Origin of the sequence: Streptococcus sanguinis, from assembly GCF_019929225.1 — a bacterium.
Lineage (GTDB): Bacteria > Bacillota > Bacilli > Lactobacillales > Streptococcaceae > Streptococcus > Streptococcus sanguinis_J.
On the sequence record NZ_JAHZPA010000001.1, the window covers coordinates 717,814 to 740,841 of the forward strand.

The window sequence follows — 23,028 nt, forward strand, 5'->3', positions numbered from 1 at the left end:
ATCTCTAAAGGTTTTAGATTTACAGTTTATGAAACTGTTCGGACTATATCTTCACTTTAAATATCCTTCTGATTTGCTCGCCATTGATTATGGTAATCCATCATCGTTTCATAAATATATTTTGGTTTCTCTTTTTTCAATAACATAAGAGTAATTTCTAACGGTTCAGGAATACCAAACTTATATCTTTTGCTCTTTCTAGAAGCAAGCCTACTTCTCTTCAAAACTGCAGGATCCACTGAATGAAAACAAATCGTCAAAATATGACTCTTATTGAATAATTGATATTTTGCATAATGTCGAATACGTTCAATTCTATAGTCTATTCTCTGGATTTCTTCCCAACTATAAAACGAAACTTCTCTAAAAAGAAGGGGTTTAAAGTAAAAGCCCTGTTCCGTTAGACGAAGAAAACGTTTATCCCTAAACAAACAAATCCATACCAAAATAGAGAGAAAATCAAAAACAATTGTACCTATCACTAAAAACATTTTTTCAATCACAGAAATATTGGAATCGAATAATAGGTATCCGTTTTTAGATGGTAATACAAGAACTGTAGTCATAAAGACAGCAAGAGCGCTCGCCGATATAGCTAAGATGAATATCTTCAACCAGCTCTGACTAAACACTACTTCTTTCATTCGTTTAACCCACTCAGGTATTCATAGCGCTCGTATTTTTCCAGCAGTTTCTCGTTCTGCTCATCCAGTTCTTGCTGGAGTTGAGACAGGCGAGCAAAGTCAGATCCATTCTCTTGCATGGCCGCTTCAATCTCAGAAATCCGCTCCTCCAGCGCCTCGATATCAGCCTCAATGGACTCCCACTCCTGCTTTTCAAAGTAGCTCATACGCTTTTTCTCCTCGCGCACCTTGGCCGATTTTTCCTTTTCCGCCTTTTGGGAAATAGCAGAGCTTTCTGCTAGAAAGGCTTTTTCATCTAAGTAATCCGTGTAATTTCCGAAAAATTCTCTGATCACCCCATCCTCAAAAGCCAAAATCTTGCTGGCTACCTTGTCTAGGAAATAGCGGTCGTGGCTGACTGTAATGACTGGCCCGGCAAAGCCTTGCAGAAAATTCTCCAAGACTGTCAGAGTCGCAATATCCAAATCATTGGTCGGCTCATCAAGAAGCAAGACATTCGGCTTTTCCAAGAGAAGCTTGAGCAGATAAAGTCGCTTTTTCTCTCCACCAGAAAGCTTTTCGATTAAAGTCCCATGAGTAGAACGAGGAAAAAGAAACTGCTCTAAGAGTTCTGCAATGGAAGTCGTTCCACTGCCTACCTTGACCTCCTCAGCCACTTCTTGCAGGTAATTAATAACTCGCTTAGACTCATCCAAGCCCTCAATCTGCTGAGAGAAATAGGCCACTCGGACTGTCTCTCCGATAATAAGCTGGCCAGCCTGAGGCTGAAGTTTACCGGCAATCAGATTGAGCAAGGTCGACTTACCAACACCGTTATCTCCGACAATCCCAATTCGGTCCTTGTTCTGGATTAAAAGACTAAATTGAGAGAGAATAAGCTTTTGGTCATAAGCAAAGTCTACATTTTGAAACTCGATAACCTTCTTACCGATACGGCTGGTTTCAAAGTTCATTTCCAGATTGCTGTCAGTCGTCTGGCCTGCCAAATCTTTCTTGAGGTCATGGAAACGATTGATACGAGCCTGTTGCTTGGTTGCCCGAGCCTGAGGCTGCCGTCGCATCCAGGAAAGCTCCTGCTTGTATAACTGCTGCTTCTTATGAAGCAAGGCCACATCCCGCTCATTCTGCTCTGCCTTGAGACGGACATAGTCTTGATAATTTCCCTGGTATTCAATCAAGCGACCGCCATCCAGCTCAAAAATCCGTGTCGAAATATTATCCAAGAAATAGCGATCATGGGTGATGAAAAGCACGGTCTTCTTTGAATTTTTCAAGAAATGCGTCAGCCATTCAATGGTATCAATATCTAGGTGGTTGGTCGGCTCGTCCAGCAAGAGCAAATCGGCATCACCTAAGAGAACCTGAGCCAGCTGAACTCGGCGACGAAGACCTCCTGATAACTGACCAACCTTAAGTGACAGATTAGTCAGACCAAGCTTGGACAGAACCGTCTTGACCTGACTTTCGATTTCCCAAGCATGGAGCGAGTCCATCTCGGCCATAACCGCTTCTAGTCTTGACTGTTGGCTTTCATCATAAGCCGTCAGGAGCAGCTCATATTCTCGAATCAACTGCATTTCCCGTAAATCACTGGACAAAACAGTATCAAGCACCGTCTGCTCCTCATCAAAATCAGGCTCCTGAGTCAAATAAGCAATCTTATAGCCTATCTTAGCAGAAAAAGGGCTGACATCTCCGTCAAAGCCCGACTTGCCCGACAACACATCCAGCAGCGTTGTCTTTCCTGTTCCATTGACACCAATCAGACCAATCCGGTCTAGGTCATGAATGATAAAGGAAATATCCCGAAAAACAGTCTTATCTCCTACTGATTTGGTTAGCTTGTCAACGATAAAATCGCTCATTTTTTCTCCTTGATATAGGCGTAAATGACCTCTAAGTCATTAGGTAAGTAGCCATCTACAATAGCGTATTCCAACTCTTTCAGAATTTGACCCAGTTTTGGTCCAGGCTCAAAGCCGAACTCCCGCATCAGCATACCACCATTAACAACCATTTCCTGCTTGTTATGAATAGTTAGACTAGCATCAAGATTCTGAATCGCAGAGAAATCAACTGCCAAACCTTGCGCCTTTCGGAGTTCTTCTGCTTGTAGCAATAAGTTAATATCATAGTCATAGCAGTCGCGCTTGGTCAAGTCTCGTTCTGAGCGGATGGCCGCAATCTCAACCAAGTCTTCTACTTTCTTGGCAAATTCACGAGAAGTCTTCCATTTTTTCAGAAAACCTTTGACATTTTGCACATCTAAAGCCAGTAAAAGGGCTGCCCAAGCCTGTTCAGATGCTGAAAAGCGAAAATCTGAAGCCAAGTCAAAGAGCCGTTCTAACTTAGCTCTGCTCCCCTTCAAATCTGGCAAAAATTCTATGGCACCGCTTGTCAAGAGTGCTTCTAAACCCTTGCGCCAAAATGGAGCCAGCAGTAGCTTGTCAAACTCGATAAAAATTCGTTCAACTGAAATTTTTTCCATCAAGGGAGCGCAATCCTTCATAGCCACAAAAGTATCTTGCTCTATGTCAAAATCCAAGGCAGCCTGAAAACGAAAGCCCCGCATGATACGGAGAGCATCTTCATTAAAACGCTCTGCAGCCGTCCCAACTGCCTGCAAAATCTGATTTTCCAAGTCATCCAAGCCTTGGAAAAGATCGATGACTTGACCGTTTTCATCCAAAGCTAGGGCATTGATGGTAAAATCGCGTCGCTTGAGGTCTTCCTCCAAAGAACGCACAAAAGAAACCTTACTAGGCCTGCGGTAGTCCACATAGACATCCTCGGTCCGGAAAGTCGTCACTTCGTATTCGTGGTTATTTTCCAAGACCAAGACGGTTCCATGCTCAATCCCCACATCAACTGTACGGTCAAAGATACGCTTGGTTTCCTCAGGATAGCTGGAGCTAGCGATATCCACATCGTGAATAGGTCGCTGTAAAAGGGCATCTCGAACAGAGCCCCCAACAAAATAAGCTTCAAAGCCAGCCGCTTTTATCTTCTCTAATACTGGCAAAGCCTCCTGAAATTCAGAAGGCAGAGTTTCTAATCTCATAGTAAATGTTCCAATCCATAGACTAATTCTGAGCGTTTGACAACTTCTTTAATGGCAAGATTAACTCCTGTCATAAAGGAAGCACGGTCATAGGAATCATGCCGCAGGGTCAATCCCTCTCCCTGACTGCCAAAGATTACTTCCTGATGCGCAACTAGACCAGGCAAGCGAACTGAATGGATACGCATGCCATCGAAATCAGCTCCACGGGCGCCAGCTATAGACTCTTCCTCATCAGCAGCTCCCTGCTGCTTGCTCGGTCTGACTTGGCTGATGAGCTCGGCTGTCTTGATAGCAGTCCCACTCGGAGCATCCTTTTTCTGGTCATGATGCAGCTCGATGATTTCTACATTTGGGAAATACTTGGCTGCCTGAGCCGCAAACTGCATCAACAAAACAGCTCCCAAGGCAAAGTTCGGCGCAATCAGTCCGCCCAACTGCTTTTCCTTAGACAATGCAATTAACTCATCCAACTGCTCTGGAGTAAAACCTGTAGTTCCGACAACTGGGCAAAATCCCTGGTCTAGAGCGAAGTGAGTATTGTCATAAGCTACTTTTGGGGTTGTAAAATCAACCCAGACATGGGCTTCTAGCCCAGCCAATTCTTCCTTGGCATTGAAGACGGGAACAGCAGCCACTTCTTTTTCATCCGTAAAAGGATCCAGCAAACCAACTAATTCTAATTCAGGATCTTCTGTCACCATTTTGTAGGCTGCTTGGCCCATTTTTCCTTTAAAACCAGCAATAATAACTTTGATACTCATGTTTCTCCTCCTTACAGAGACAAACTCAGACATTCAGACAATCAAATCACAGGAATATAAGCAAGTGCAACACTCCCCTTGCCTAGATGCGTTCCAATGACACTGCCAAAGGTTACGATAGGGACTTCACTAGCAATACCGCTGTCTAGCAGATTTTGCTGAAGCTCAGCTGCTTTTTCTGGAGCATTGCCATGGATAACCATAATCTGATAAGCACCGCCTGCTGTTCTTTCTTGGACAAGTTCCAGTATACGCTTGGTAGCCTTCTTCTCCGTCCGAATCTTTTCAAAAACTTCTATCACACCATGATTGTTAAAATACAGAATAGGCTTGATACTGAGCAGATTTCCCAGAATAGCTGCACCGTTAGACAGGCGTCCTCCTTTGACCAAGTGGTCCAAGTCGTCCACCATGATAAAGGCGCTGGTGCCATCAATCTGCTTTTGAACATTAGCTAAAATTGTTTCAAAATCTAGTCCTTCTTCTGCCCACTCTAGAGCAGATTGAACCATAATACCGAGCGGTGCACTGGTAATCTTAGAATCCGGAAAGGCAATTTGCAAACCGTGAAATTCATCTTTCAGATACTGAATGTTTTGATAAAAACCAGAAATTCCGCGAGATAGAAAGAGTCCCAGAACATGAGTATAGTCTTTGCCGTCTAGAATGGTGAGAATCTCTTCTAGGTCCGCAATGCTAGGCTGACTGGTCTTGGGTAGTTCATCTGACTGAGCCATTTTTTCATAAAATTCACTGGCTGTTAAGTTTCTGCCTTCGACATAAGACTCACCGTCAATCACGACCGGAATGTCCAAGACGAAAAGATTTTCGTTCTCTAGCAGCGAAGCTGGCAGATAGGCCGATGAATCTGTGATAACCGCTAACTTCATGATTAAAACTCCAAATTAATGCCTGGCAAATCCAGAGCAATTTCTGTCACTTCATAAGTCAAGCGGTTGAGCATGGTCAGGCAAGGCCGAGCCAGCTCTTCTACTTCATCGTGGTCAAATTCACTCGGTTCCTCAATAAGACGACCGTGAATGTGGTTGGCTTGCGAAATAGTTCCGCTGATAACAAAATTTTCAAAAACAATCATAAAGGTCAAAATCACAATCAACGAAGTTGTGTGGGCTTCGACATCTCTTTTGACCAATTGGAAATTCACATCAACCTTGGTTTCAGGTGTTCCATTTTCTTTTTCCCACTCAAAATTTCGGGCGTCAAAATGGTACTGACTAACAAATTCTTTTTCGCGCTGTATGTTCATTTTTATTCTCCTAAAAATATGCGATAGGCCCATTATACCATATATCGAGCGAAGTTTCCATGCTAAAATTTGCAGGCCAGAAAACACAAAAAAGAGGCTGGGATAAAAGTCCTAGCCTCTCAATTGTCTTTGGATTGTCGAGCAAGACGCAGTGGTTGAGTGGGCTCTACTACGCTGATTTCATCAGCTTTTACAGCCCTACTCAACTGTGCGGAGGTGGGACGACGAAATCGAATTCTAACGAATTACCGATTTCTGTCCCACTCTCTTTTAAATACTATTTTTTAAGTGGTTTACGCAGGTAACCAAAGATAATACCGCTGACTACTGCACCAATCAATACATATACCAAGTAAAGGATTGGATTGTTTGTCAAACCGATAACGAAGATTCCTCCGTGAGGAGCCATGAGCTTGATACCAGACAATCCTACAAGAGCACCTGTAAGAGCTGAACCTACGATAAAGCTTGGAATAGCACGAGCTGGGTCAGCAGCTCCAAAAGGAATTGCTCCTTCTGTAATGAAAGACAGACCCATGACAATGTTTGTCAAACCTGAATCACGTTCTTCTTCAGTGAATTTATGTTTGAACAAAAGAGTTGCAATAAATACTGCCAAAGGCGGAACCATACCAGCTGCCATAACTGCTGCCATAACAGGCGAACCACCAGTTGAAACAGTGCTTGCAAGTGTACTAGTACCGAATACGTAAGCAGCCTTATTAACCGGCCCACCCATATCGACAGCCATCATACCACCGACTAAGAGACCAAGAAGGACAGCCGAGCTTCCGCTCAGACTTGCCAAGAAATCGTTCAGGGCTGTATTGATTGCTGACATTGGAATATTGACCGCCAACATCACAAATCCAGTCACAAGAACACCCAGAAGAGGCAAGAGCAAGATTGAACGGATACCTTCAAGTGAGCGAGGCAGACCTGCAAGAAGCTTACGAAGGAGAAGGATGATACCACCAGCTAAGAAGCCGCCTACCAAAGCTCCTAAGAAACCAGATGATACACCAGTTAATTCAAGAGTCTTCTGACCGCCTTCAGCATAGGCAACACCGCCAAATGATGCACCGCTACTTGCAATGGCACCAGCTACGAAACCAGAAACCAGACCTGGCTTTTCAGCGATTGAGTAAGCGATATAACCAGCTAATACCGGCAACATAAAGCCAAATGCTGCACCACCAATTGCTTTAAACTGCGCTGCAATCTCATGATAACTTCCCAGATTAGAAAGCTGATCTTTTGGTACACCCAAGATCTGATCCAGCAAGAATGCAATGGCAATCATAATCCCGCCACCAATAACGAATGGCAACATTTGAGAAACCCCGCTCATCAAGTGCTTGTAAAAAGCGCCGCCTAGGCTAAGTTTTTCATTGCTTGATTCTGCCGTAGCGCCGCCGTTAGCAGCCTTGTAAATCTCAGCATTTCCTGAAAGAGCTAGATTAATCAGTTCTTCTGTCTTACGAATACCGTCTGCAACTGGACGATTGATCAACGGCTTGCCGTCAAAGCGATTCATCTCTACGGCCTTGTCAGCTGCGATGATAACAGCTTTAGCATTTTTGATATCTTCTGCTGTCAGCTTATTTCCAACACCACTAGCACCATTAGTTTCAACCTTGATGCCGACACCCATTTCAGCAGCGACCTTCTGCAAAGCCTCTTGAGCCATGTAGGTATGCGCAATTCCTGTCGTACAAGCTGTTACAGCCACTAAGAAGTCTCCCCCCTCATTGGAAGGTTCAACGACAGCAGGTTCTTCTGCTTTTTCCGAAGCATGGTCAAAGATCTCAATCACCTGATCAGGCGAAGTCACTTGGCGCAATTTATCCGCAAAACCATCTTTCATCAGGTATTGGGACAATTCAGCCAAGGCAGCCAAGTGAGTATCGTTAGCACCTTCTGGAGCTGCAATCATGAAGAAAAGATCAGTTGGTTGGCCATCCAAACTTTCATAATCTACGCCTTTATTTGACTTGGCAAAAAGGACAGTCGCTTCTTTCACTGCAGTATTTTTGCTGTGAGGCATAGCAATCCCGTCACCCAAGCCTGTAGAAGTCAAGGCTTCACGAGCCAAAATCCCTTCTTTGAAAGTCTCGAAGTCTGTTACATAGCCACGATCCACTAGGCTCTGAATCATTTCTTCGATTACAGCTTTTTTCTCTGTTGCCTGCAAGTCCAGCAACATCACATCTTTTCTTAGTAAGTCTTGAATTTTCATATTTTTTCTACCTCTACTTTTTCATAGATTTCTTTTATGTAACCAGCTGTCGCCAAATCATCTGAGAAGGTGGTTGCCGTTCCGCAGGCCACTCCCCATTTGAAGGCTTGAATAACATCGCCAGAGCGGACAAACTCTCCGGTAAATCCAGCCACCATAGAGTCGCCAGCACCAACAGAATTTTTCACGTTGCCCTTGATAGGTTTAGCGAAGTAAGCACCCTCTTGAGTTACCAGCAAAGCACCGTCACCAGCCATGGAAATAATCACATGCTGGGCACCCTTGTCTAAGATTTGACGGGCATAACTCTCGATCTGATCCAAGCTTTCGAGCTTGACTCCGAAAATATCACCTAATTCGTGGTTGTTAGGTTTGACCAAAAGCGGCTCAAACGCCAATGAATCCAGCAGCGTCTGGCCTTCAAAGTCACAGACCACTTGTGCTCCCGTCTTTCTGGTTAAGCCAATTAGATCCTTGTAAACAACATTTCCTAAATTTTTAGGACTGCTGCCTGCGAAGACTACTGTATCTCCTGAAGTCAGAGAAGAAAGGAACTTCTCAAGTTCTTCTAGTTTCTGACTGGAAATTTCTGGACCAGGTCCGTTAATTTCTGTCTCAGCATCTGCTTTAATCTTGACATTGATACGAGTATCCTGCTCAACTTCTACAAAATGGCTGGAAATCCCTTCCTCTTCTAGAGTATCTGTGATGAACTTGCCAGTAAAACCACCGATAAAGCCAGTCGCTGTATTCTCAATACCTAGACGTTTGAGAACTCGGCTAACGTTGATTCCCTTCCCGCCAGCGAATTTGTCGTCACTGTCCATCCGATTGACGCTTCCTATAAGGACCTTGTCCAGACGGACAATATAGTCGATGGAAGGGTTTAGTGTGACAGTATAAATCATACCTCAATCACCTCCGTTTTTTCTTTCAGCGCTTGAATCACTTCCGATTCATTTTGAATAGTAATAATGCATGCTTTGGCAAGAGGAGCGACCTTGACAAAGGACGTCTGTCCTAGTTTAGAAAGATCAGCCAAGACATAAGTCTTCTTAGCGTTCTCTAAAATCGCTCTTTTGACAGCTCCTTCCTCCATGTCTGGAGTGGTAAAGAAGCCTTCGTCAATGCCATTCATTCCAATAAAGGCTTTATCGAAATTCAACTGACCGATTTGATTTAGGGCAACACCGCCAATGCTGGCATCCGTTGAGCGCTTGACCTTTCCGCCGATAATGACTGTCGGGATATTGCGCTCTACCAACTTGGTCGCATGGTGAATGGAGTTGGTGACAACAGTCACTCTAGGATCATGCAACTCGTTAACTAAAAGCTCATTGGTTGTCCCCGCATCAATAAAAATCACATCATGTTCTTGAATCAAGCTTGCTGCCATCTTGGCAATAGCTGTCTTTTCTTGAATGCTTTTGATAGATTTTTCCTGATTACTCTCCTCTTCTTGTAGAAAATGAAGGCTCTCGGCTCCACCATGAACTCGTCGCAGTTTATGCTCGCTCTCCAACTCATCCAAATCTCTTCTAATAGTTGATTCTGAAGTGTTTAAAGCATGTACTAGATAGTCTAAGGAAACAAATTTTTCTCTTATGACTGTCTCTAGAATAACCTGCTTTCTTTCCGACTTCAGCATAAAGCACCTCCTTTGAAATCGTTTACGATTATTATTATACCTCTTTAATTTTCAATGTCAAGCATTTTCTATCAAAAACTTTCAATTTCTATCTTTTTACCGAACAAAAAAGAGCTGGACTATATCCAACTCCTTACAAATGTTGCATAACTGCCAAATAAAAGGCAATTAGCTATTATTAATCAATGATACAAGATAGGCTGCCATGACAGGCAGAAAAGTACCAAGAAAAGTAAACACAACCAGAACCCAGAACCAGACTGACTTAAAAGCCTGTCGGTAGGTCCCTGGGAGCGAACGATTGGCGTCAATATATTCCTTGAATTTTGGCCATTTCAAAATTAAAAGCAAAAGAAATACCGTGCTGCCAGCGATTAATAGGCCGTAAAAAACGATGTTAACAATAGACTCTGGAGCCTTTTTTGAAAGAAAAGCTATACCTTCTGCTATGACAAAGTTATTGAGAGCATGAAAAATGATAGACCAGATAATCGAATACTCAAAAGCGATATAACCAAAGCCTAAACCAATCAAACTAGCAAAATAAAACTGATAAAGATTTTCGTGAAAAAGGCCAAACAAAATCGCAGTCAAAAGAATGGCAAAAACCTTTCCATGCTTCTCTAATGCTCGCAATCCAGCACCTCTAAAAATGATTTCCTCCGTAACAGGAGCCATCAAAGATGAATAAATCAGCATAGTCAGTGTCTCAGAACCGCCGCTCCCTGATTCCATGCCAGAAAGATCCAGATTGAAGAGCTGAATGATAGCCTCCATGAGCTGATTGACAACAGCTGTAAACAATTGGGCGAACAAAAGGAAGCAAATCATATAAAAGAAAACTTTAGGAGTCATTTTCCGCCCCTTGCGACGAAGGTCGTATTTAAAGAGCTGCTTACCCCTAGACACCGTGAAAGTAAGAACACCAAGACAGGAGGCTAGAATATAGGCTCCGCCGTCCTTTTCCATGAATTTGGTAACAATGTCTTGCGTCTTTTGAATGTCCATACCTTGTCCTGGCATGATGACAAAAAAGGCAACAAATACGTAAATGAAGACAGCAGCAATCATGACCCATAAATAAGTAAAGCAAGTCGCTGAAAATCGTCCTAGATCTTTTTTAGGATTTAAAGGTTCGGGTATATAATACATAAAATCTCCTATATTAAATTTTCTCCTTACCCTTTCGGCTTAGGAAATACAAGGTCAAAAAGATTCCCTCATAAAGCAAAGCAAAGAGAATAAAGGCGTGCATGAAAAATTCTTCTGGCAGAATCCAAATGACTGGATCCTTTGCCGGGTCAAACATCCAGGTATTGTCTCCGGCAAAGAGAACTTGATGAAAGAGTGTAAAAAAACTATTAAAGCCAATCAGAAAGGCCAGTACACCTAAGACAAGCGGCAAGAGACTAATCACCAGAAAAGCCCGTCTGTAAAGACTCAAAAATCCCTTTTTAACCACTTTTTTGATAAAGAAAATCAAAGCAGGCAGAGCAACTAGAAAAATAGCTTGCGCCAAGTGAAAAAGATACTTGACCGCCTGAAAATGATGCAATCCTGCTGCTGACGAGCGAAAATCTGGCATCGCTAGCTTTTGACTAAAAGGATTGGTCAGGTAATTCATCAAAATATTAAAATTATACTGGATGGTCTCTGCTTTCAAATAAACCTTATCCGGCAAATTGAAATAAGAAATCTCTATCGGGTATAAGAGCCAAGCCAGATAAATGGTTAGCAAGATTGCTGCTGCCAACAAGCACAAGACGCTGGCTAAAAATCTCAACTTATCACACATCGAAGTCCCACTCCGCTAGACTGGACAAGACATGCGTCGGTTGGATAGGCAGATTGGGCACCTCTTCTGGCAGGGTAAAGCCTGTCGTAACCAGAAGGGTCGGAATCCCATTGTCGATTCCCGCTCGAATATCTGTCAGATAGTTATCACCCACCATGACCACTTCTTCACGCGCCAACCCTAGATGCTCTATGGCTTTTTCCATGATGATGGCATTGGGCTTGCCGATAAAGGTCGGTTCAACCCGAGTGGCTGCTTCCAAGAGGGCGTTGATTGCGCCAGCTCCCGGCTGCAAACCTCGCTCAGTCGGAATGTTGAGATCTGGATTGGTCCCGATAAAGTGAGCACCCTTTTGAATAGCCAGAGTCGCTATTGTCAGCTTCTCATAGTCCACTTCCCAGTCCAGCCCCACTACCACATAGTCAGGATTTTCTGTGTCCTCTATATATCCAGCTTCTTCAATGGCATGTTTAAGCCCGACATCACCAATAACGTAAGCTTTCTTGCCTAGATTTTTCTCCTGCATATAGTCAATGGTAGCTAAAGTCGCTGTGTAAATTGTCTCAAGCGGCGTCTCAATATTGAAATTTTCAGCCAGCATGGTTTGCACTGCTTCTGGCGTGCGTGTGGTATTATTAGTCACGAAAAGGTAGGGAATCTTGCGCTTCTGCAGCTCATGTACAAAAGCTTCACCAGCCGGAATCCGACTCTTTCCCTTATAAATCGTCCCGTCTAAATCAATCAAATATCCTTTATAAGTCATTTCTGCTCTTCCTAATTCTCTTGTTTAAACTCTTGCCAGGTTACTAAAGCCTGGGCATTGACTTCCCCGTCACTGGAAATCTGATGATTGCTCTGCAGACCTTCTAGGTCATAGCTAGAAGCAATCATACCGCCCGGACGGACCTCCTTGACATACTTAAGATGGACTTTCTTAGGAATATGCTGGGTGAGGAAGTCTGCACCCATGACCTCAAAGATCCAGTCCAGATACTTGCTATTATTGACATGTCCGTTCATATCCAAGTCGTAAAAGCGCACATGGTAGTCCTTGCTGACAGGATTTTCCAAGTCTGGATACTTAGGACCGCGCAGTAATTTCTTGGAAAACTCAGATTGATATGGCGCTACAATCTCCGGATCAACTGCGTGAACCTTGCGGCTATCCCGATCCATAAGAACAAAAGTTGCCATCATCTGGATAATGGCCTCACCTGCTTCATCAAAAATCGTGAAGCGACGGTAGCAAAAGAGCCGATTGTAGGTCAAAGCTTCTGTCTCAATGGTAATCTCCTCTGCAAAGCGAGGCAGCCGTGTCACATCAATATCATAGTCCGTGATAATCCAGACTAGGTTATACTGCTCCAGCATATCCTTGTCACTGACGCCAAGCTCAATCGACTGCATCCCCGATACCTGCAAGGACAGCAGGATGACATCCGGCAGCTTGATATGGCCATTCATATCTGCCATATCAAAAGGAATTTTCATTTTCATTTGATAAGTTAAGCCCATGATTTACTCCAATATAAATTTCTCAGCAACCGTATCGCCCAAAAAGAGGCCTTGTTTGGTCATACGCACAATGTTTCTGTCAGGCACTAGCAAACCCTGCTCAGTCAGTTCAGCCACAATAGCTCCATACTGTTCTTCAAAGGATATACCAAATTTTTCCTCGAAGCGTTTTTTTGAAACACCTGACTTCTTACGCAAGCCTAAAAACATCTCTTCTTCCATCTTTTCATTCAATGTCAGCGCTTCTTCCTGCACACGGGCATTGCCCGCTTCCACTGCCTGCAGATAATGACGAATCGGTCCATGGTTTTTATAGCGGATACCATTGACATAGCCAGACGCTCCTGCTCCAATACCATAATATTCCGCATTGTCCCAGTACATGAGATTGTGGCGGCTCTCAAAGCCTGGCTTGGAAAAGTTTGAAATCTCATAATGCTCGAAGCCGGCCTTTTCCAGCTCAGCTATAATGTAGTCAAACATCTCCGCTTCCAAATCTTCCTTAGGCAGAGGAAGCTTCCCTCGCCGCATCCGATTCATGAAGACCGTATGATTTTCCAAAATCAAGCTATACAAACTCATGTGAGGAATGTCCAAAGCAATGGCCTTGGCAACATTGGTTTTCACATCTTCCATGGTCTGCTTGGGCAGGGCATAAATTAGATCAATCGAGATATTATCAAAACCCGCTTTTTTGAGATTGGCAATATTCTCATAGATATCCTTTTCTAAGTGACTTCGGCCAATCTGCTTGAGCATGCGATCATTGAAAGTCTGTACACCCAGCGAAACTCGATTGACAGGCGAGTCTTTAAGAACAGCAATCTTTTCCTGGTCCAAGTCCCCGGGATTGGCTTCGATGGTCAACTCTTCTAGATAAGACAAGTCCAGCTTGTCCGTCAGTTTTTCCAACAAAAAAGCCAACTGACGCGCCGATAGAGCGGTCGGAGTTCCGCCACCGATATAGAGTGTACGGAGCTTTTTGATATCGTAAGAATCATACTCCTCAATCAAATGCTCCAGATAACTATCTACTGGCTGATTTTTGATAAAAACCTTGGAAAAATCGCAGTAATAACAAATCTGAGTACAAAAAGGAATGTGCACATAAGCAGAAGTCGGTTTGGTTTGCATAGTACTTATTATACCATAGTTTTAAAGAGAGGACTTATTTGATTATCAAACAAAGAAAAAAAGAGTGATCCTGTAAAGACAAAAATTGTCCTCGCATGTCACACCCTTTCTATAATCTAAAAAAATTGAAGATCTAAATCAATTATTCCCCAACTCCTGCGTCCTTTCGTAGGCAGCTTGAACGGCATCCATGACTGTTCCTCGAAAGGCATTTTCTTCCAGACTAGCTACCCCGGCGATGGTCGAACCGGCCGGACTGCAGACCTGGTCTTTGAGCTGGGCCGGATGTTGCCCGCTGACCTTACTTAGCTTGGCAGCGCCTAAAAGAGTCTGATTAGCCAGTTCAAGCGATATGTCGCGACTGAGTCCTGCTCGGACACCAGCGTCCGCTAAGGCCTCTATAAAGAGATAGACGAAAGCTGGTCCACAGCCAGCAAGAGCAGTCGCTGCATCCAACTGCTTTTCCTCTAGTTTGATCAAAAGGCCAGCCGAAGACAGAAGCTCACGCAACAAGTCTTCGTCCGCTTGATTCACCTGCTGAGATAAGGCATAGCTAATAACACCCTTGCCAACGGCTACTGGTGTATTAGGCATGATTCGAATCCAACGATGCTGGCTAGATGTCAATTTTTCTAATAGCTCTAAGCTCAGACCTGCAGCCATCGAAACCAGCAGAAGAGAATCCCGTTTTTCTAGAATTTCCAGATGTTCTGCCAGCAAGTCAGCAAATTGAGCTGGTTTGATACCCAGAAAAATTACTTCTGCCTGAGCAAAAACTTCTGCATTACTGACCGGTTGTCCACCAACTTCCGCAGCAATCTTTTCAGCCTTGTTTATACTTCGGTTGGCTAATAATAATTCGCTTCTAAATCTTTCATCTTGGGCAACTAGACGAGCGAGACTGCCGCCCATATTTCCCAGACCGATAAATCCAATTTTCATCTTTACTTCCTCACTTGACCAGTCCCTTGGATGACGTATTTATAGCTGGTCAACTCTTTCAGTCCCATAGGACCTCTGGCATGCAGTTTCTGAGTGGAAATCCCCATTTCGCAGCCAAGGCCAAATTGACCACCATCTGTAAAGCGGGTTGAAGCATTGACATAAACTGCTGCGCTATCCACCTGCTCTGTGAAGTAAGCTGCCGCTGCCTCATTCTCCGTCACAATGGCATCCGAATGATGGGTGCTGTGAGCTTCAATATGCTCCACCGCTTCTTCCAGCGAAGAAACCAACTTGACTGCTAAAATATAGTCCAAAAATTCGGTATCAAAATCTTCCGGTCTAGCTTGCGAGCCTGAGATATACTGAGCCGCTTTCTCATCCAAACGCAATTCAACAGCTTTTTCTTGCGCGGCATCTCGTTCTGTCACCAGCATCTTCTGCACACGTGGTAAAAATGCAGCTGCAATCTCTTCGTGAACCAGCAGTACCTCCATGGCATTGCAGACAGAGGGGCGACTGGTCTTGGCATTCTCAATAATCGCCAAAGCCTTATCTTGATCAGCATCCTTATCTACATAGATATGGACAATTCCAGTACCTGTCTCAATAACCGGCACAGTCGCATTTTCCACGACCGCCTGAATTAGTCCAGCACCTCCGCGAGGAATGAGTAAATCCAGATAACCCTTGGCCTTCATCATAGCTTGAGCTGAAGCTCGGCTGGTATCAGAAACCAACTGGATACAATCCGGTGAAATCTTTGTCTGAGCTAAACCTTCTTTCAAAGCTGTGACAATAGCAAGCGCTGTCTGATAAGCATCCTTACCACTTCTGAGAACGACTGCGCTACCACTTTTTAGAGCTAGAGCAGCAGCGTCAGAGGTGACATTAGGCCGGCTTTCGTAGATAATCCCAATCACGCCCATGGCCACCCGCTTCTTACTGATGACAAGGCCGTTCTCAAGCTCGGTCCTTTCCAAGACTTGCCCTACAGGATCCTCCAAGTCAATCAGCTGGCGAATGCCATCTGCCATGGCAGCAATCCGCTCCTCATCCAGATAGAGGCGATCCAGCATCACATCTGAAATCTTACCTTTAGCTGCGGTCATATCCGATTCATTGGCTGCTAAAATGTTAGCACGAGAAAGCCAGAGCTGCTTTGCCATTTCTTCCAAAGCATGATTTTTCTCAGCCGTTGTGGCCGTATTAATCGTCTTCTTGACTTTCTGAACCTTTTCAAAAATTGCTTGTGTTGAGGTCATCGCTTCTCCATTCTTTGTCTTCTAAAATTCTGCAAATAAATCATCCAACTCCGGTGTCAGAGAAATCCAGTCATCCCGATGAATGACAACACCTTTAGGTTTATTGGACTTGAGCATATCTTTAAGAGCAGACTTGCCAAAACGCACGCGTCCTTTACCAAGAATAGCTCCGCTGCCTTCCTCGTAAACTGTCACCGTATCTTGATAGACAAAACTCCCCGATACTGAGACAAGACCAGATACCAACAAACTTTTCCCATTGTTTCTGAGAGCGTCAGCTGCTCCTTGGTCTACATAGATTTCCCCTTGACTTTTAGCATAAAAAGCCAGCCATTGCTTCTGCGTTTTTAGACCTTTTTGCTGAGCCAAAAAGAGGCTGCCATCCTTGGTTTCCTCCGCAGCTTCCAGCAGAGCATCAGTCTTGAGCGAGGAACAGATATAGACCGGAACACCAGACATGGTCGCCAGAGTTGCAGCTTTAATCTTTGTCAGCATACCGCCAGTCCCATTGCTCGTTCCTGCACCGCCTGCCATATCAATCAGCTCAGAGCTAATCTTCAAAATCTTTTCAAGTCGACGTGCATCTGGATTGGTAGAGGGATTGGCCGTGTAGAGTCCATCTACATCTGTCAAAAGCACCAAGAGGTCCGCCTGAACCATGGCTGCCACCTGAGCACTCAGTGTATCATTATCCCCGACCTTGAGCTCCTCGATGGCCACCGAGTCATTTTCATTGATGATAGGAATAGCGCCGCGATTCAGCAAGACAGACAAGGCCTGATGGGCATTTTTGTAACGCCGCTTATCTGCAAAATCATCCTGGGTCAAAAGAATCTGAGCAGAAATAATTTGCTTCAAAAGAAGATTGGTTGTATATTCCTCCAAAAGCAAACCCTGTCCAACCGCAGCTGAAGCCTGTTTATCCGCCACCTTGGTCGGTCGCTTTTTAAAGCCTAGAGAAGAAAAACCTGCCGCAATAGCTCCTGATGAGACCAAGATCAACTCATGTCCTGCCTCATGCAAGAGAGCCAACTGCCGAGTGATTTCCTTTACCTTGGCGCGTGACAGACTGCCATCTGCGTTAGTCAATGACGAAGTCCCCACCTTAAATACGATTCGCTTTGCTTTCATTTCCTTTTCCTTCACTGCTAGATTGTCTTATTATACCACGATTTACAGAAAATAAAAACGACCGCGATTGAAGCGGTCAAAGGAAAATTTGTATTTTAACAATGAACAAAGCTACCTATTCTTGTCGCAGTTTTGCCAAGGTTTCTTGGAAAATGGCTGGCGCTTCAGCTGTAAATCCCAGCACTTCACCAGTTCGAGGATGGGTGAAGCCCAGCGTTCGCGCGTGCAGAAATTGGCCATGTCCTTTTAAGGTCTTACGCGGCCCATAGACCTCATCACCAGCCACAGGATGTCCAATGTAGGCCATGTGAACGCGGATTTGATGAGTCCGACCTGTTTCTAGCTGAAGCTCGACTAAGCTATAGTCACCAAAACGTTCCAAGACTTGGAAACGCGTCAGAGCCGGCTTGCCTTTTGCCGTCACAGCTTGCTTCTTGCGGTCTTTTTCACTGCGGCCAATCGGAGCCTCAATCACTCCACGGTCGTTAGGCAGATTTCCATGAACAATAGCCCAATACTTGCGTAGGGATTTCTTATCCTTAAGCTCATCAGCCAGAGCCACATGGGCTTGGTCATTTTTTGCAACCATGAGAAGCCCTGAAGTGTCCTTATCAATCCGATGGACAATCCCCGGCCTTAGGACACCGTTGATGCCGGACAAGTCTTTGATGTGGTACATGAGGGCATTGACTAGTGTGCCGCTAGTATGGCCTGCCGAAGGATGGACGACCATTCCCTGCGGTTTATTGACGACTGCCACATCCTCATCTTGATAGACGATTTCTAGCGGAATATCCTCTGCCACATATTCGACTACTTCTGGTTCAGGCAATTCATAGGTGATGACATCACCTTCTTTGACAGAGTATTTAGCTTTTTGGGCTTGTCCATTGACCAAAATCCGGCCGTCCTTAATCTGCTCATTAGCCAAACTCCGCGATAGGTCTGTCAGCTCTGCCACCGCCTTGTCCAATCGCTGACCAGCTACTGAAGCCTCAATTCTTACTTCCATCTTTTTCTTCCTTCAAAATCATCAACAGTAAAATAGCTACACCAAAGGTCAGATACATATCTGCCACATTGAAAATAGCAAAATTGATAAAATCTAACTGAAACATGTCCACGACAAAACCTTGCCGAATCCGGTCAATAAAGTTCCCCAAACCGCCAGCAATCACCAAGGTCAGCCCGGTCAGCATCCACTTTGAGGCATTGAGGTGCTTGATGAGGTAGTAAACAGCTCCGCCGATGACCAAAAATGTCACCAAAGTAAAGAGCCATTGCTGATTTTCCAGCATTGAGAAGGCTGCGCCGGTATTCTGGAGATAGGTCAGACTCACCAGATGCGGAATGAAACTCTTGACCTGCCCCAGCTTAAAATCACTGACAATATATAACTTAACCAGCTGGTCCACAGCAATAAGAACCAAGACTGCAAAAGGAATAATAATTTTTCTTTTCATACTTTATTTTTTCTGTGCAAAATACTCTTTCATAACTGATACGAAGTCTTCTCCGACCTGAGTCAACTCCACATCTTCACGCTTGACATAGACCATGTGGTTGTCCAAATTGTCGCGAAGCTTGATGACAGTAATACCATTCACACTGTTGCTATCTAAAAAGCCAGATCCAGTCGCATAAGCATCGGTACGCTCCAAAATTCCATTCAAAGTCGCTCGGTCAGTCACATTAAACATTTGGGAACTGGCACTGGTATCAACAAAGTTCTCTGAATAATAGAGATACTCGTCCTTTTCCTGAGTGAAGCGAACAGTCGGCAAAGCTGCCAAATCTTCCATGACCAGCTCTTCCTTTTGTGTCAGAGGATGATCCTCCCGCAGATAAATGTGGGTCTGAAAAGGAATCAGCTCAATTACTTCCAAACCTAGCTTTTCCACCCGCTGCATAATGCCCTTGGTATTTTGATTGTTGAGGTAGATAATGCCGATTTCACTATGGCCCTGCGCTACTTCATCCAGAATCTGTACAGTTGTTGACTCAAAAATTCGGAAGTTCTTATACTCAGGATAGGTCTGAGAAAATTGTGTAATCAGAGGCGGCAGAAAATCATAGTGCTGGCTGGCAATAGAAAATTCGTCCCTCTCCTCCTCAGGATTGGCATATTGATTTTGGAAGACATCAAAGCCCTTGACCAAGTCTTGAGCTTTTTCATAAAACTCCATTCCTCGGCGAGTCAGAAAAGTACCACTGCTGGTCCGACGAAAAATCTTAAAACCTAGCTCTTTTTCCAAATCACGGACAGAGATAGACAGACTAGGCTGGCTGACATACATTTTTTCCGCAGCTTCTCGAAAGGTCCCACTGTTAGCAATGGCGACCACATAACGCAATTGTTGAATATTCATAACATTTTCCTTCTTTACATATCGTCTCATTATACCATAAACCAAGGCAGAACAAAAGAAACCAGCTGTAAGAAGCCGGTTTCTCCTTTTAAGTTAATGAGTAATCTGAAACAAATTTGCTATTTTTCTTTTAGATAGACAACCTCTGTCATCTCTTTGAAGCCTAGTTTTTTATAAAGTTTCAAAGCTCGGGTATTCTGCTTTTCTACGACAATCTGAAACTCCTGTCCATTGCGCTCGTTCAAATCCTGCATACTTGCAAGCAAGAGATAGCTTCCTAGCCCCTGCCCCTGAAAGTCTTGATCAACCGCCAAGCCAAAGAAATAATTGGTACCAAAATCCGTATCAACCGACACAGAAGCCACAACTCTACCATCTTTCTTCAAGATGTAAAGCAGACTGGAGCCACTGCTAACGGCTTCTCTGGCGTATTTCAAAGCAACATCTAGTGGTGTCTCAAAGACTTGTGACTGAAAGGCTGCAATCTCTTCAGCCAAGTCCAAACTCCCCTGCATGACCTCTATCCCTTCTCTTTCTTCCAGAGGAAAAGTTTGAGCAGGCTGCGCCAGCCAGATTTCAGCTTCATCCTTTCGGTAATCGAATCTCCGGGCAAAGTCAGGTTGATCGTTCAAAAAAGCTAGCTCTGCTACATACTCAATCTCGGTCAAATCATGCTTATCAGCTACTTTTGCAAAACCAGCCAGAAGCTGATTAGCCACACCCTGACGGCGATACGACGGCAGAACATAGAGAGAAACCTCAGCTTGGCCAGGTTCATCTGCGTAGACTGATAAAAAACCGATGGTCTGGCCATCGATCTCAGCCAAGAAGAATGTTGGCATTTCAGGATCTGCATTATAATTATTATCCAGATAGGGCAGTCTATAGCCTCCGTCCACCTTATTACACTCTTGAACTAATTCAAATAATTCCTGCTTTTCTTTTTCAGGCAATGCACTATAAATTCTTACTTTCAACTCTTTCACTTCCTTGCAGTATTTCTTTCTATTTTACTACAAAAACCTTAGTCAAGCCATTCAAAAAGGAGCTGGATTTTTCCAGCCCCAATGTCGCTAAGTTAATTTCTTTATTTTTCAACGTGCTCAGCAAGTTCTTCCTGGGCTTTTTTATTTGCCGCAGTAGCTTCTTCTTTCCATTTTTTCTTAGCCGCTTCGTATTCTTTAGTCGTTACTACATCTTTCTGAAGCTGGGTCAGCTTGAAGTTGTAAGCTGAACCTTTGACACCAACTGGTGAGTAGGCCTTTGTAAATGGTACTGATTTAGTAACAGACGGTGTTGCTCCTTGTGAAACAGTCGGGATAATCAAGCCACTATCTAGCAACCAAGCTTCCGCTTCTGCATACTTTTCGTAACGCAACTGCACATCGTTGGTTTCAGCATTAGCTTCTTCCAGCATCTTAGTATATGTATCCAAGCCTAGCTCTTTAATTTTATCATTATCCTGACCTGGCTCAAAACCAAAGTTTTGCAAGCTTCCACCGTTCTTGATATTGAGAGTATCAAGGTAAGTAGATGGGTCTTGGTAGTCCCCAGTCCAGCCACCAGTAGACATATCATAGTCTTTCTGAGCAGCAGAGTTAGCAAAATAGGTGATATTATTAAGATCGTCTGTGCTCATCTTTTGCAGGTCAATGACGACATTTTCTGCTCCAAGAGCTGATTCGATAGACTGCTTGGTTGAGCTAGCCCATTGAACTCCAATCGTGCTAGACTGATCCACAGGCATATCTAAGTGAATTGGGAATTCAACTCCCTTAGCCTGCAAGGCTTGCTTCGCTTCTGCAAATTTCGCCTTGGCTTTTTCAGGATTGTAGTAAGGATCTTGAGCGTCAGAGAGGTCAATTCCTTGCCATTGGCTGCCATAGTTGACTAATTTTTCTCCAACAACAGTTCCAAAATCCTTGTCGCCAATTTGGACAAAGCTAGGTGGTACCAAGGTATTTCTCAAGACCTTAGTCGCTCCGTCCTCACCATTTCCTTGCGCACCATAAGATGTACGGTCAAAGGCAAAGTTAATAGCCTGACGGAAGTCCTTGTTCATGATTGCTTCGTTAGTCGCAGATTTTTGAGCGTCTGTTGTTTTAGAAGTATGATTGTAAGACTGACGATTGTAGTTGAAATTATAGTAATAAGAAGTAGAATCTTGCGGGCTGTATACGATATTGTCCGCGTATTTCTTCTTGACTGAAGCAAAGCCTGAGCTATTCGGATAGAGACGAGCTGTGCTGTAAACGCCATCGCTGAAGTTACGAATCAGCGCTTCCTGATCATTTCCATCATAGTAGGTCAGCTTGATGCTATCCAGAGTGACATTGTCTTTGTCATAGTAGTTTTGGTTCTTGACAAATTCCATCACAGACTTGGAAGTCAGAGACTTGAGCAAGTAAGGACCATTATAGAGGATGCTAGATGGCTTGACAGAGCCAAAGTTGCTTCCTTCTGCTTTCAGAAACTCTTCATTGACTGGGAAGAGAATTGTGCTGGTTGTTTTAGAGTTCCAGTAAGGCTCAGGGCGGGTCAGAGTATATTGCAGGGTATGGTCGTCAATGGCCTTGACACCAACATTGTCAAAATTCTTATCTTCACCCTTGATATAAGCATCCAAGCCCTTCACAGAGTCCTGAACGAGATAAATAGCTTCAGAATTTTCATCCGCTGCATATTTCAAGCCAGTTACAAAGTCCTGGGCTTTTACTTCTGCATATTCTTCACCATCGGATGTGTACCATTTAGCATCATCGCGCAGCTTATAAGTATAGGTCAAGCCGTCCTTAGAAACTGTCCATGACTTCGCGATAGAGGGAACCAGGTTCCCGTACTTGTCATTTTCAAAAAGTCCATCAACCAGGTTGGAAATGACATCACCTGTCGTTGCACGGTTTGTAGCAAGATAGTTCAAGCTGTCAGGGTCTGAACTATAAACGTAAGTATAATTATTTGTGCTAGATGAAGACTGGCTACAAGCCGTTAGCAATAGCCCGGCACTCAGTGCGACTCCAGTCGCAATCAACCACTTTGATGCTTTCATGGATAGAACCTCCTTTGATGTTACATTTTATAACATGAACTATTATACCAAAAAGCGTATAAAAAGTAAATAGTAAACCGATGACAGTCGAGTAAAATATTTAAGGGCGGGGATTTTTAGCAAGCTCACAAAGCTTTCTTTTACTGCATTTCTACAAATTTCCAAGCAAAAAAGAAGAATCCGCTTTCACTGCAAAGTTACTTTG

The 23,028-nt window shown here is 43.9% G+C and carries 22 protein-coding genes; all 22 read right to left on the reverse strand.

What is annotated here, in order from left to right; translation table 11 throughout:
- Positions 1 to 56 precede the first annotated feature (56 nt).
- Positions 57 to 644 (reverse strand): hypothetical protein, encoded by a 588-nt coding sequence (locus K1I80_RS03620; RefSeq protein ID WP_223311382.1) that lies wholly within the window; start codon positions 642 to 644, stop codon positions 57 to 59.
- Positions 641 to 2,509, reverse strand: a complete 1,869-nt coding sequence (locus K1I80_RS03625) for an ABC-F family ATP-binding cassette domain-containing protein (RefSeq protein WP_223312857.1) — start codon at positions 2,507 to 2,509, stop codon at positions 641 to 643. Before K1I80_RS03625 ends, K1I80_RS03620 begins: the two co-directional genes overlap by 4 nt.
- Positions 2,506 to 3,705, reverse strand: a complete 1,200-nt coding sequence (locus K1I80_RS03630; RefSeq protein ID WP_223312856.1) for a CCA tRNA nucleotidyltransferase — start codon at positions 3,703 to 3,705, stop codon at positions 2,506 to 2,508. Before K1I80_RS03630 ends, K1I80_RS03625 begins: the two co-directional genes overlap by 4 nt.
- Entirely contained in the window at positions 3,702 to 4,469 is a 768-nt protein-coding gene (dapB, locus tag K1I80_RS03635) for a 4-hydroxy-tetrahydrodipicolinate reductase (protein ID WP_223312855.1), read from the reverse strand. The genes K1I80_RS03630 and dapB overlap by 4 nt, the downstream gene beginning before the upstream one ends.
- A gap of 41 nt (positions 4,470 to 4,510) precedes the next feature.
- Entirely contained in the window at positions 4,511 to 5,359 is an 849-nt protein-coding gene (locus K1I80_RS03640; RefSeq protein ID WP_111675871.1) for a DegV family protein, read from the reverse strand.
- A gap of 2 nt (positions 5,360 to 5,361) precedes the next feature.
- Positions 5,362 to 5,736, reverse strand: coding sequence for a DUF1149 family protein (locus K1I80_RS03645; protein WP_002915309.1), 375 nt, complete (start codon positions 5,734 to 5,736; stop codon positions 5,362 to 5,364).
- 277 nt (positions 5,737 to 6,013) lie between these two features.
- A complete protein-coding gene (locus K1I80_RS03650; protein ID WP_223312854.1) occupies positions 6,014 to 7,975 on the reverse strand; it encodes a PTS fructose transporter subunit IIABC in 1,962 nt (653 codons plus the stop codon).
- Positions 7,972 to 8,883 carry a 1-phosphofructokinase gene (gene pfkB / locus K1I80_RS03655; protein ID WP_223312853.1) on the reverse strand — a complete coding sequence of 304 codons (912 nt, stop codon included), beginning with the start codon at positions 8,881 to 8,883 and terminating at the stop codon, positions 7,972 to 7,974. The genes K1I80_RS03650 and pfkB overlap by 4 nt, the downstream gene beginning before the upstream one ends.
- On the reverse strand, positions 8,880 to 9,623 hold the full coding sequence (locus tag K1I80_RS03660) for a DeoR/GlpR family DNA-binding transcription regulator (RefSeq protein WP_223312852.1): 744 nt from the start codon (positions 9,621 to 9,623) through the stop codon (positions 8,880 to 8,882). Before K1I80_RS03660 ends, pfkB begins: the two co-directional genes overlap by 4 nt.
- Positions 9,624 to 9,791: 168 nt before the next feature.
- A complete protein-coding gene (locus tag K1I80_RS03665; protein ID WP_002902852.1) occupies positions 9,792 to 10,775 on the reverse strand; it encodes a CPBP family intramembrane glutamic endopeptidase in 984 nt (327 codons plus the stop codon).
- A gap of 13 nt (positions 10,776 to 10,788) precedes the next feature.
- On the reverse strand, positions 10,789 to 11,418 hold the full coding sequence (locus K1I80_RS03670; protein WP_223312851.1) for a TIGR01906 family membrane protein: 630 nt from the start codon (positions 11,416 to 11,418) through the stop codon (positions 10,789 to 10,791).
- Positions 11,411 to 12,181 carry a TIGR01457 family HAD-type hydrolase gene (locus K1I80_RS03675; RefSeq protein WP_223312850.1) on the reverse strand — a complete coding sequence of 257 codons (771 nt, stop codon included), beginning with the start codon at positions 12,179 to 12,181 and terminating at the stop codon, positions 11,411 to 11,413. The genes K1I80_RS03670 and K1I80_RS03675 overlap by 8 nt, the downstream gene beginning before the upstream one ends.
- 11 nt (positions 12,182 to 12,192) lie before the next feature.
- The gene (locus K1I80_RS03680; RefSeq protein ID WP_223312849.1) at positions 12,193 to 12,933 is read right to left on the reverse strand and encodes an acyl-[acyl-carrier-protein] thioesterase; all 741 of its coding nucleotides are present in this window, start codon (positions 12,931 to 12,933) and stop codon (positions 12,193 to 12,195) included.
- Positions 12,934 to 12,936: 3 nt separating this feature from the next.
- Positions 12,937 to 14,067, reverse strand: a complete 1,131-nt coding sequence (hemW, locus tag K1I80_RS03685; RefSeq protein WP_223312848.1) for a radical SAM family heme chaperone HemW — start codon at positions 14,065 to 14,067, stop codon at positions 12,937 to 12,939.
- A gap of 138 nt (positions 14,068 to 14,205) precedes the next feature.
- Complete coding sequence (proC, locus tag K1I80_RS03690; RefSeq protein ID WP_223312847.1) at positions 14,206 to 15,009, reverse strand: pyrroline-5-carboxylate reductase; 804 nt, start codon at positions 15,007 to 15,009, stop codon at positions 14,206 to 14,208.
- A gap of 2 nt (positions 15,010 to 15,011) precedes the next feature.
- Complete coding sequence (locus tag K1I80_RS03695; protein ID WP_223312846.1) at positions 15,012 to 16,274, reverse strand: glutamate-5-semialdehyde dehydrogenase; 1,263 nt, start codon at positions 16,272 to 16,274, stop codon at positions 15,012 to 15,014.
- A gap of 21 nt (positions 16,275 to 16,295) precedes the next feature.
- Positions 16,296 to 17,405 (reverse strand): glutamate 5-kinase, encoded by a 1,110-nt coding sequence (gene proB, locus K1I80_RS03700; protein ID WP_223312845.1) that lies wholly within the window; start codon positions 17,403 to 17,405, stop codon positions 16,296 to 16,298.
- 115 nt (positions 17,406 to 17,520) lie between these two features.
- Entirely contained in the window at positions 17,521 to 18,417 is an 897-nt protein-coding gene (locus K1I80_RS03705) for an RluA family pseudouridine synthase (protein WP_223312844.1), read from the reverse strand.
- Entirely contained in the window at positions 18,401 to 18,868 is a 468-nt protein-coding gene (gene lspA, locus K1I80_RS03710; RefSeq protein WP_223312843.1) for a signal peptidase II, read from the reverse strand. Before lspA ends, K1I80_RS03705 begins: the two co-directional genes overlap by 17 nt.
- Before the next feature lie 3 nt (positions 18,869 to 18,871).
- Positions 18,872 to 19,774, reverse strand: a complete 903-nt coding sequence (locus K1I80_RS03715) for a LysR family transcriptional regulator (protein WP_009660400.1) — start codon at positions 19,772 to 19,774, stop codon at positions 18,872 to 18,874.
- Between the two features lie 119 nt (positions 19,775 to 19,893).
- Complete coding sequence (locus K1I80_RS03720; RefSeq protein ID WP_223324259.1) at positions 19,894 to 20,751, reverse strand: GNAT family N-acetyltransferase; 858 nt, start codon at positions 20,749 to 20,751, stop codon at positions 19,894 to 19,896.
- Between the two features lie 110 nt (positions 20,752 to 20,861).
- On the reverse strand, positions 20,862 to 22,823 hold the full coding sequence (locus tag K1I80_RS03725) for a peptide ABC transporter substrate-binding protein (RefSeq protein WP_223324258.1): 1,962 nt from the start codon (positions 22,821 to 22,823) through the stop codon (positions 20,862 to 20,864).
- Between the last annotated feature and the right edge of the window lie 205 nt (positions 22,824 to 23,028).

Coding starts and splice junctions, on each gene's coding strand:
- K1I80_RS03650 (WP_223312854.1), bottom strand. CDS start 7,975: ATGAAAATTCAAGACTTACTAAGAAAAGATGTGATGTTGCTGGACTTG.
- proC (WP_223312847.1), bottom strand. CDS start 15,009: ATGAAAATTGGATTTATCGGTCTGGGAAATATGGGCGGCAGTCTCGCT.
- K1I80_RS03695 (WP_223312846.1), bottom strand. CDS start 16,274: ATGACCTCAACACAAGCAATTTTTGAAAAGGTTCAGAAAGTCAAGAAG.
- K1I80_RS03675 (WP_223312850.1), bottom strand. CDS start 12,181: ATGACTTATAAAGGATATTTGATTGATTTAGACGGGACGATTTATAAG.
- lspA (WP_223312843.1), bottom strand. CDS start 18,868: ATGAAAAGAAAAATTATTATTCCTTTTGCAGTCTTGGTTCTTATTGCT.
- dapB (WP_223312855.1), bottom strand. CDS start 4,469: ATGAGTATCAAAGTTATTATTGCTGGTTTTAAAGGAAAAATGGGCCAA.
- K1I80_RS03665 (WP_002902852.1), bottom strand. CDS start 10,775: ATGTATTATATACCCGAACCTTTAAATCCTAAAAAAGATCTAGGACGA.
- K1I80_RS03715 (WP_009660400.1), bottom strand. CDS start 19,774: ATGAATATTCAACAATTGCGTTATGTGGTCGCCATTGCTAACAGTGGG.
- K1I80_RS03680 (WP_223312849.1), bottom strand. CDS start 12,933: ATGGGCTTAACTTATCAAATGAAAATGAAAATTCCTTTTGATATGGCA.
- K1I80_RS03625 (WP_223312857.1), bottom strand. CDS start 2,509: ATGAGCGATTTTATCGTTGACAAGCTAACCAAATCAGTAGGAGATAAG.
- pfkB (WP_223312853.1), bottom strand. CDS start 8,883: ATGATTTATACTGTCACACTAAACCCTTCCATCGACTATATTGTCCGT.
- K1I80_RS03705 (WP_223312844.1), bottom strand. CDS start 18,417: ATGGAAGTAAGAATTGAGGCTTCAGTAGCTGGTCAGCGATTGGACAAG.
- hemW (WP_223312848.1), bottom strand. CDS start 14,067: ATGCAAACCAAACCGACTTCTGCTTATGTGCACATTCCTTTTTGTACT.
- K1I80_RS03660 (WP_223312852.1), bottom strand. CDS start 9,623: ATGCTGAAGTCGGAAAGAAAGCAGGTTATTCTAGAGACAGTCATAAGA.
- K1I80_RS03640 (WP_111675871.1), bottom strand. CDS start 5,359: ATGAAGTTAGCGGTTATCACAGATTCATCGGCCTATCTGCCAGCTTCG.
- proB (WP_223312845.1), bottom strand. CDS start 17,405: ATGAAAGCAAAGCGAATCGTATTTAAGGTGGGGACTTCGTCATTGACT.
- K1I80_RS03645 (WP_002915309.1), bottom strand. CDS start 5,736: ATGAACATACAGCGCGAAAAAGAATTTGTTAGTCAGTACCATTTTGAC.
- K1I80_RS03725 (WP_223324258.1), bottom strand. CDS start 22,823: ATGAAAGCATCAAAGTGGTTGATTGCGACTGGAGTCGCACTGAGTGCC.
- K1I80_RS03670 (WP_223312851.1), bottom strand. CDS start 11,418: ATGTGTGATAAGTTGAGATTTTTAGCCAGCGTCTTGTGCTTGTTGGCA.
- K1I80_RS03630 (WP_223312856.1), bottom strand. CDS start 3,705: ATGAGATTAGAAACTCTGCCTTCTGAATTTCAGGAGGCTTTGCCAGTA.
- K1I80_RS03620 (WP_223311382.1), bottom strand. CDS start 644: ATGAAAGAAGTAGTGTTTAGTCAGAGCTGGTTGAAGATATTCATCTTA.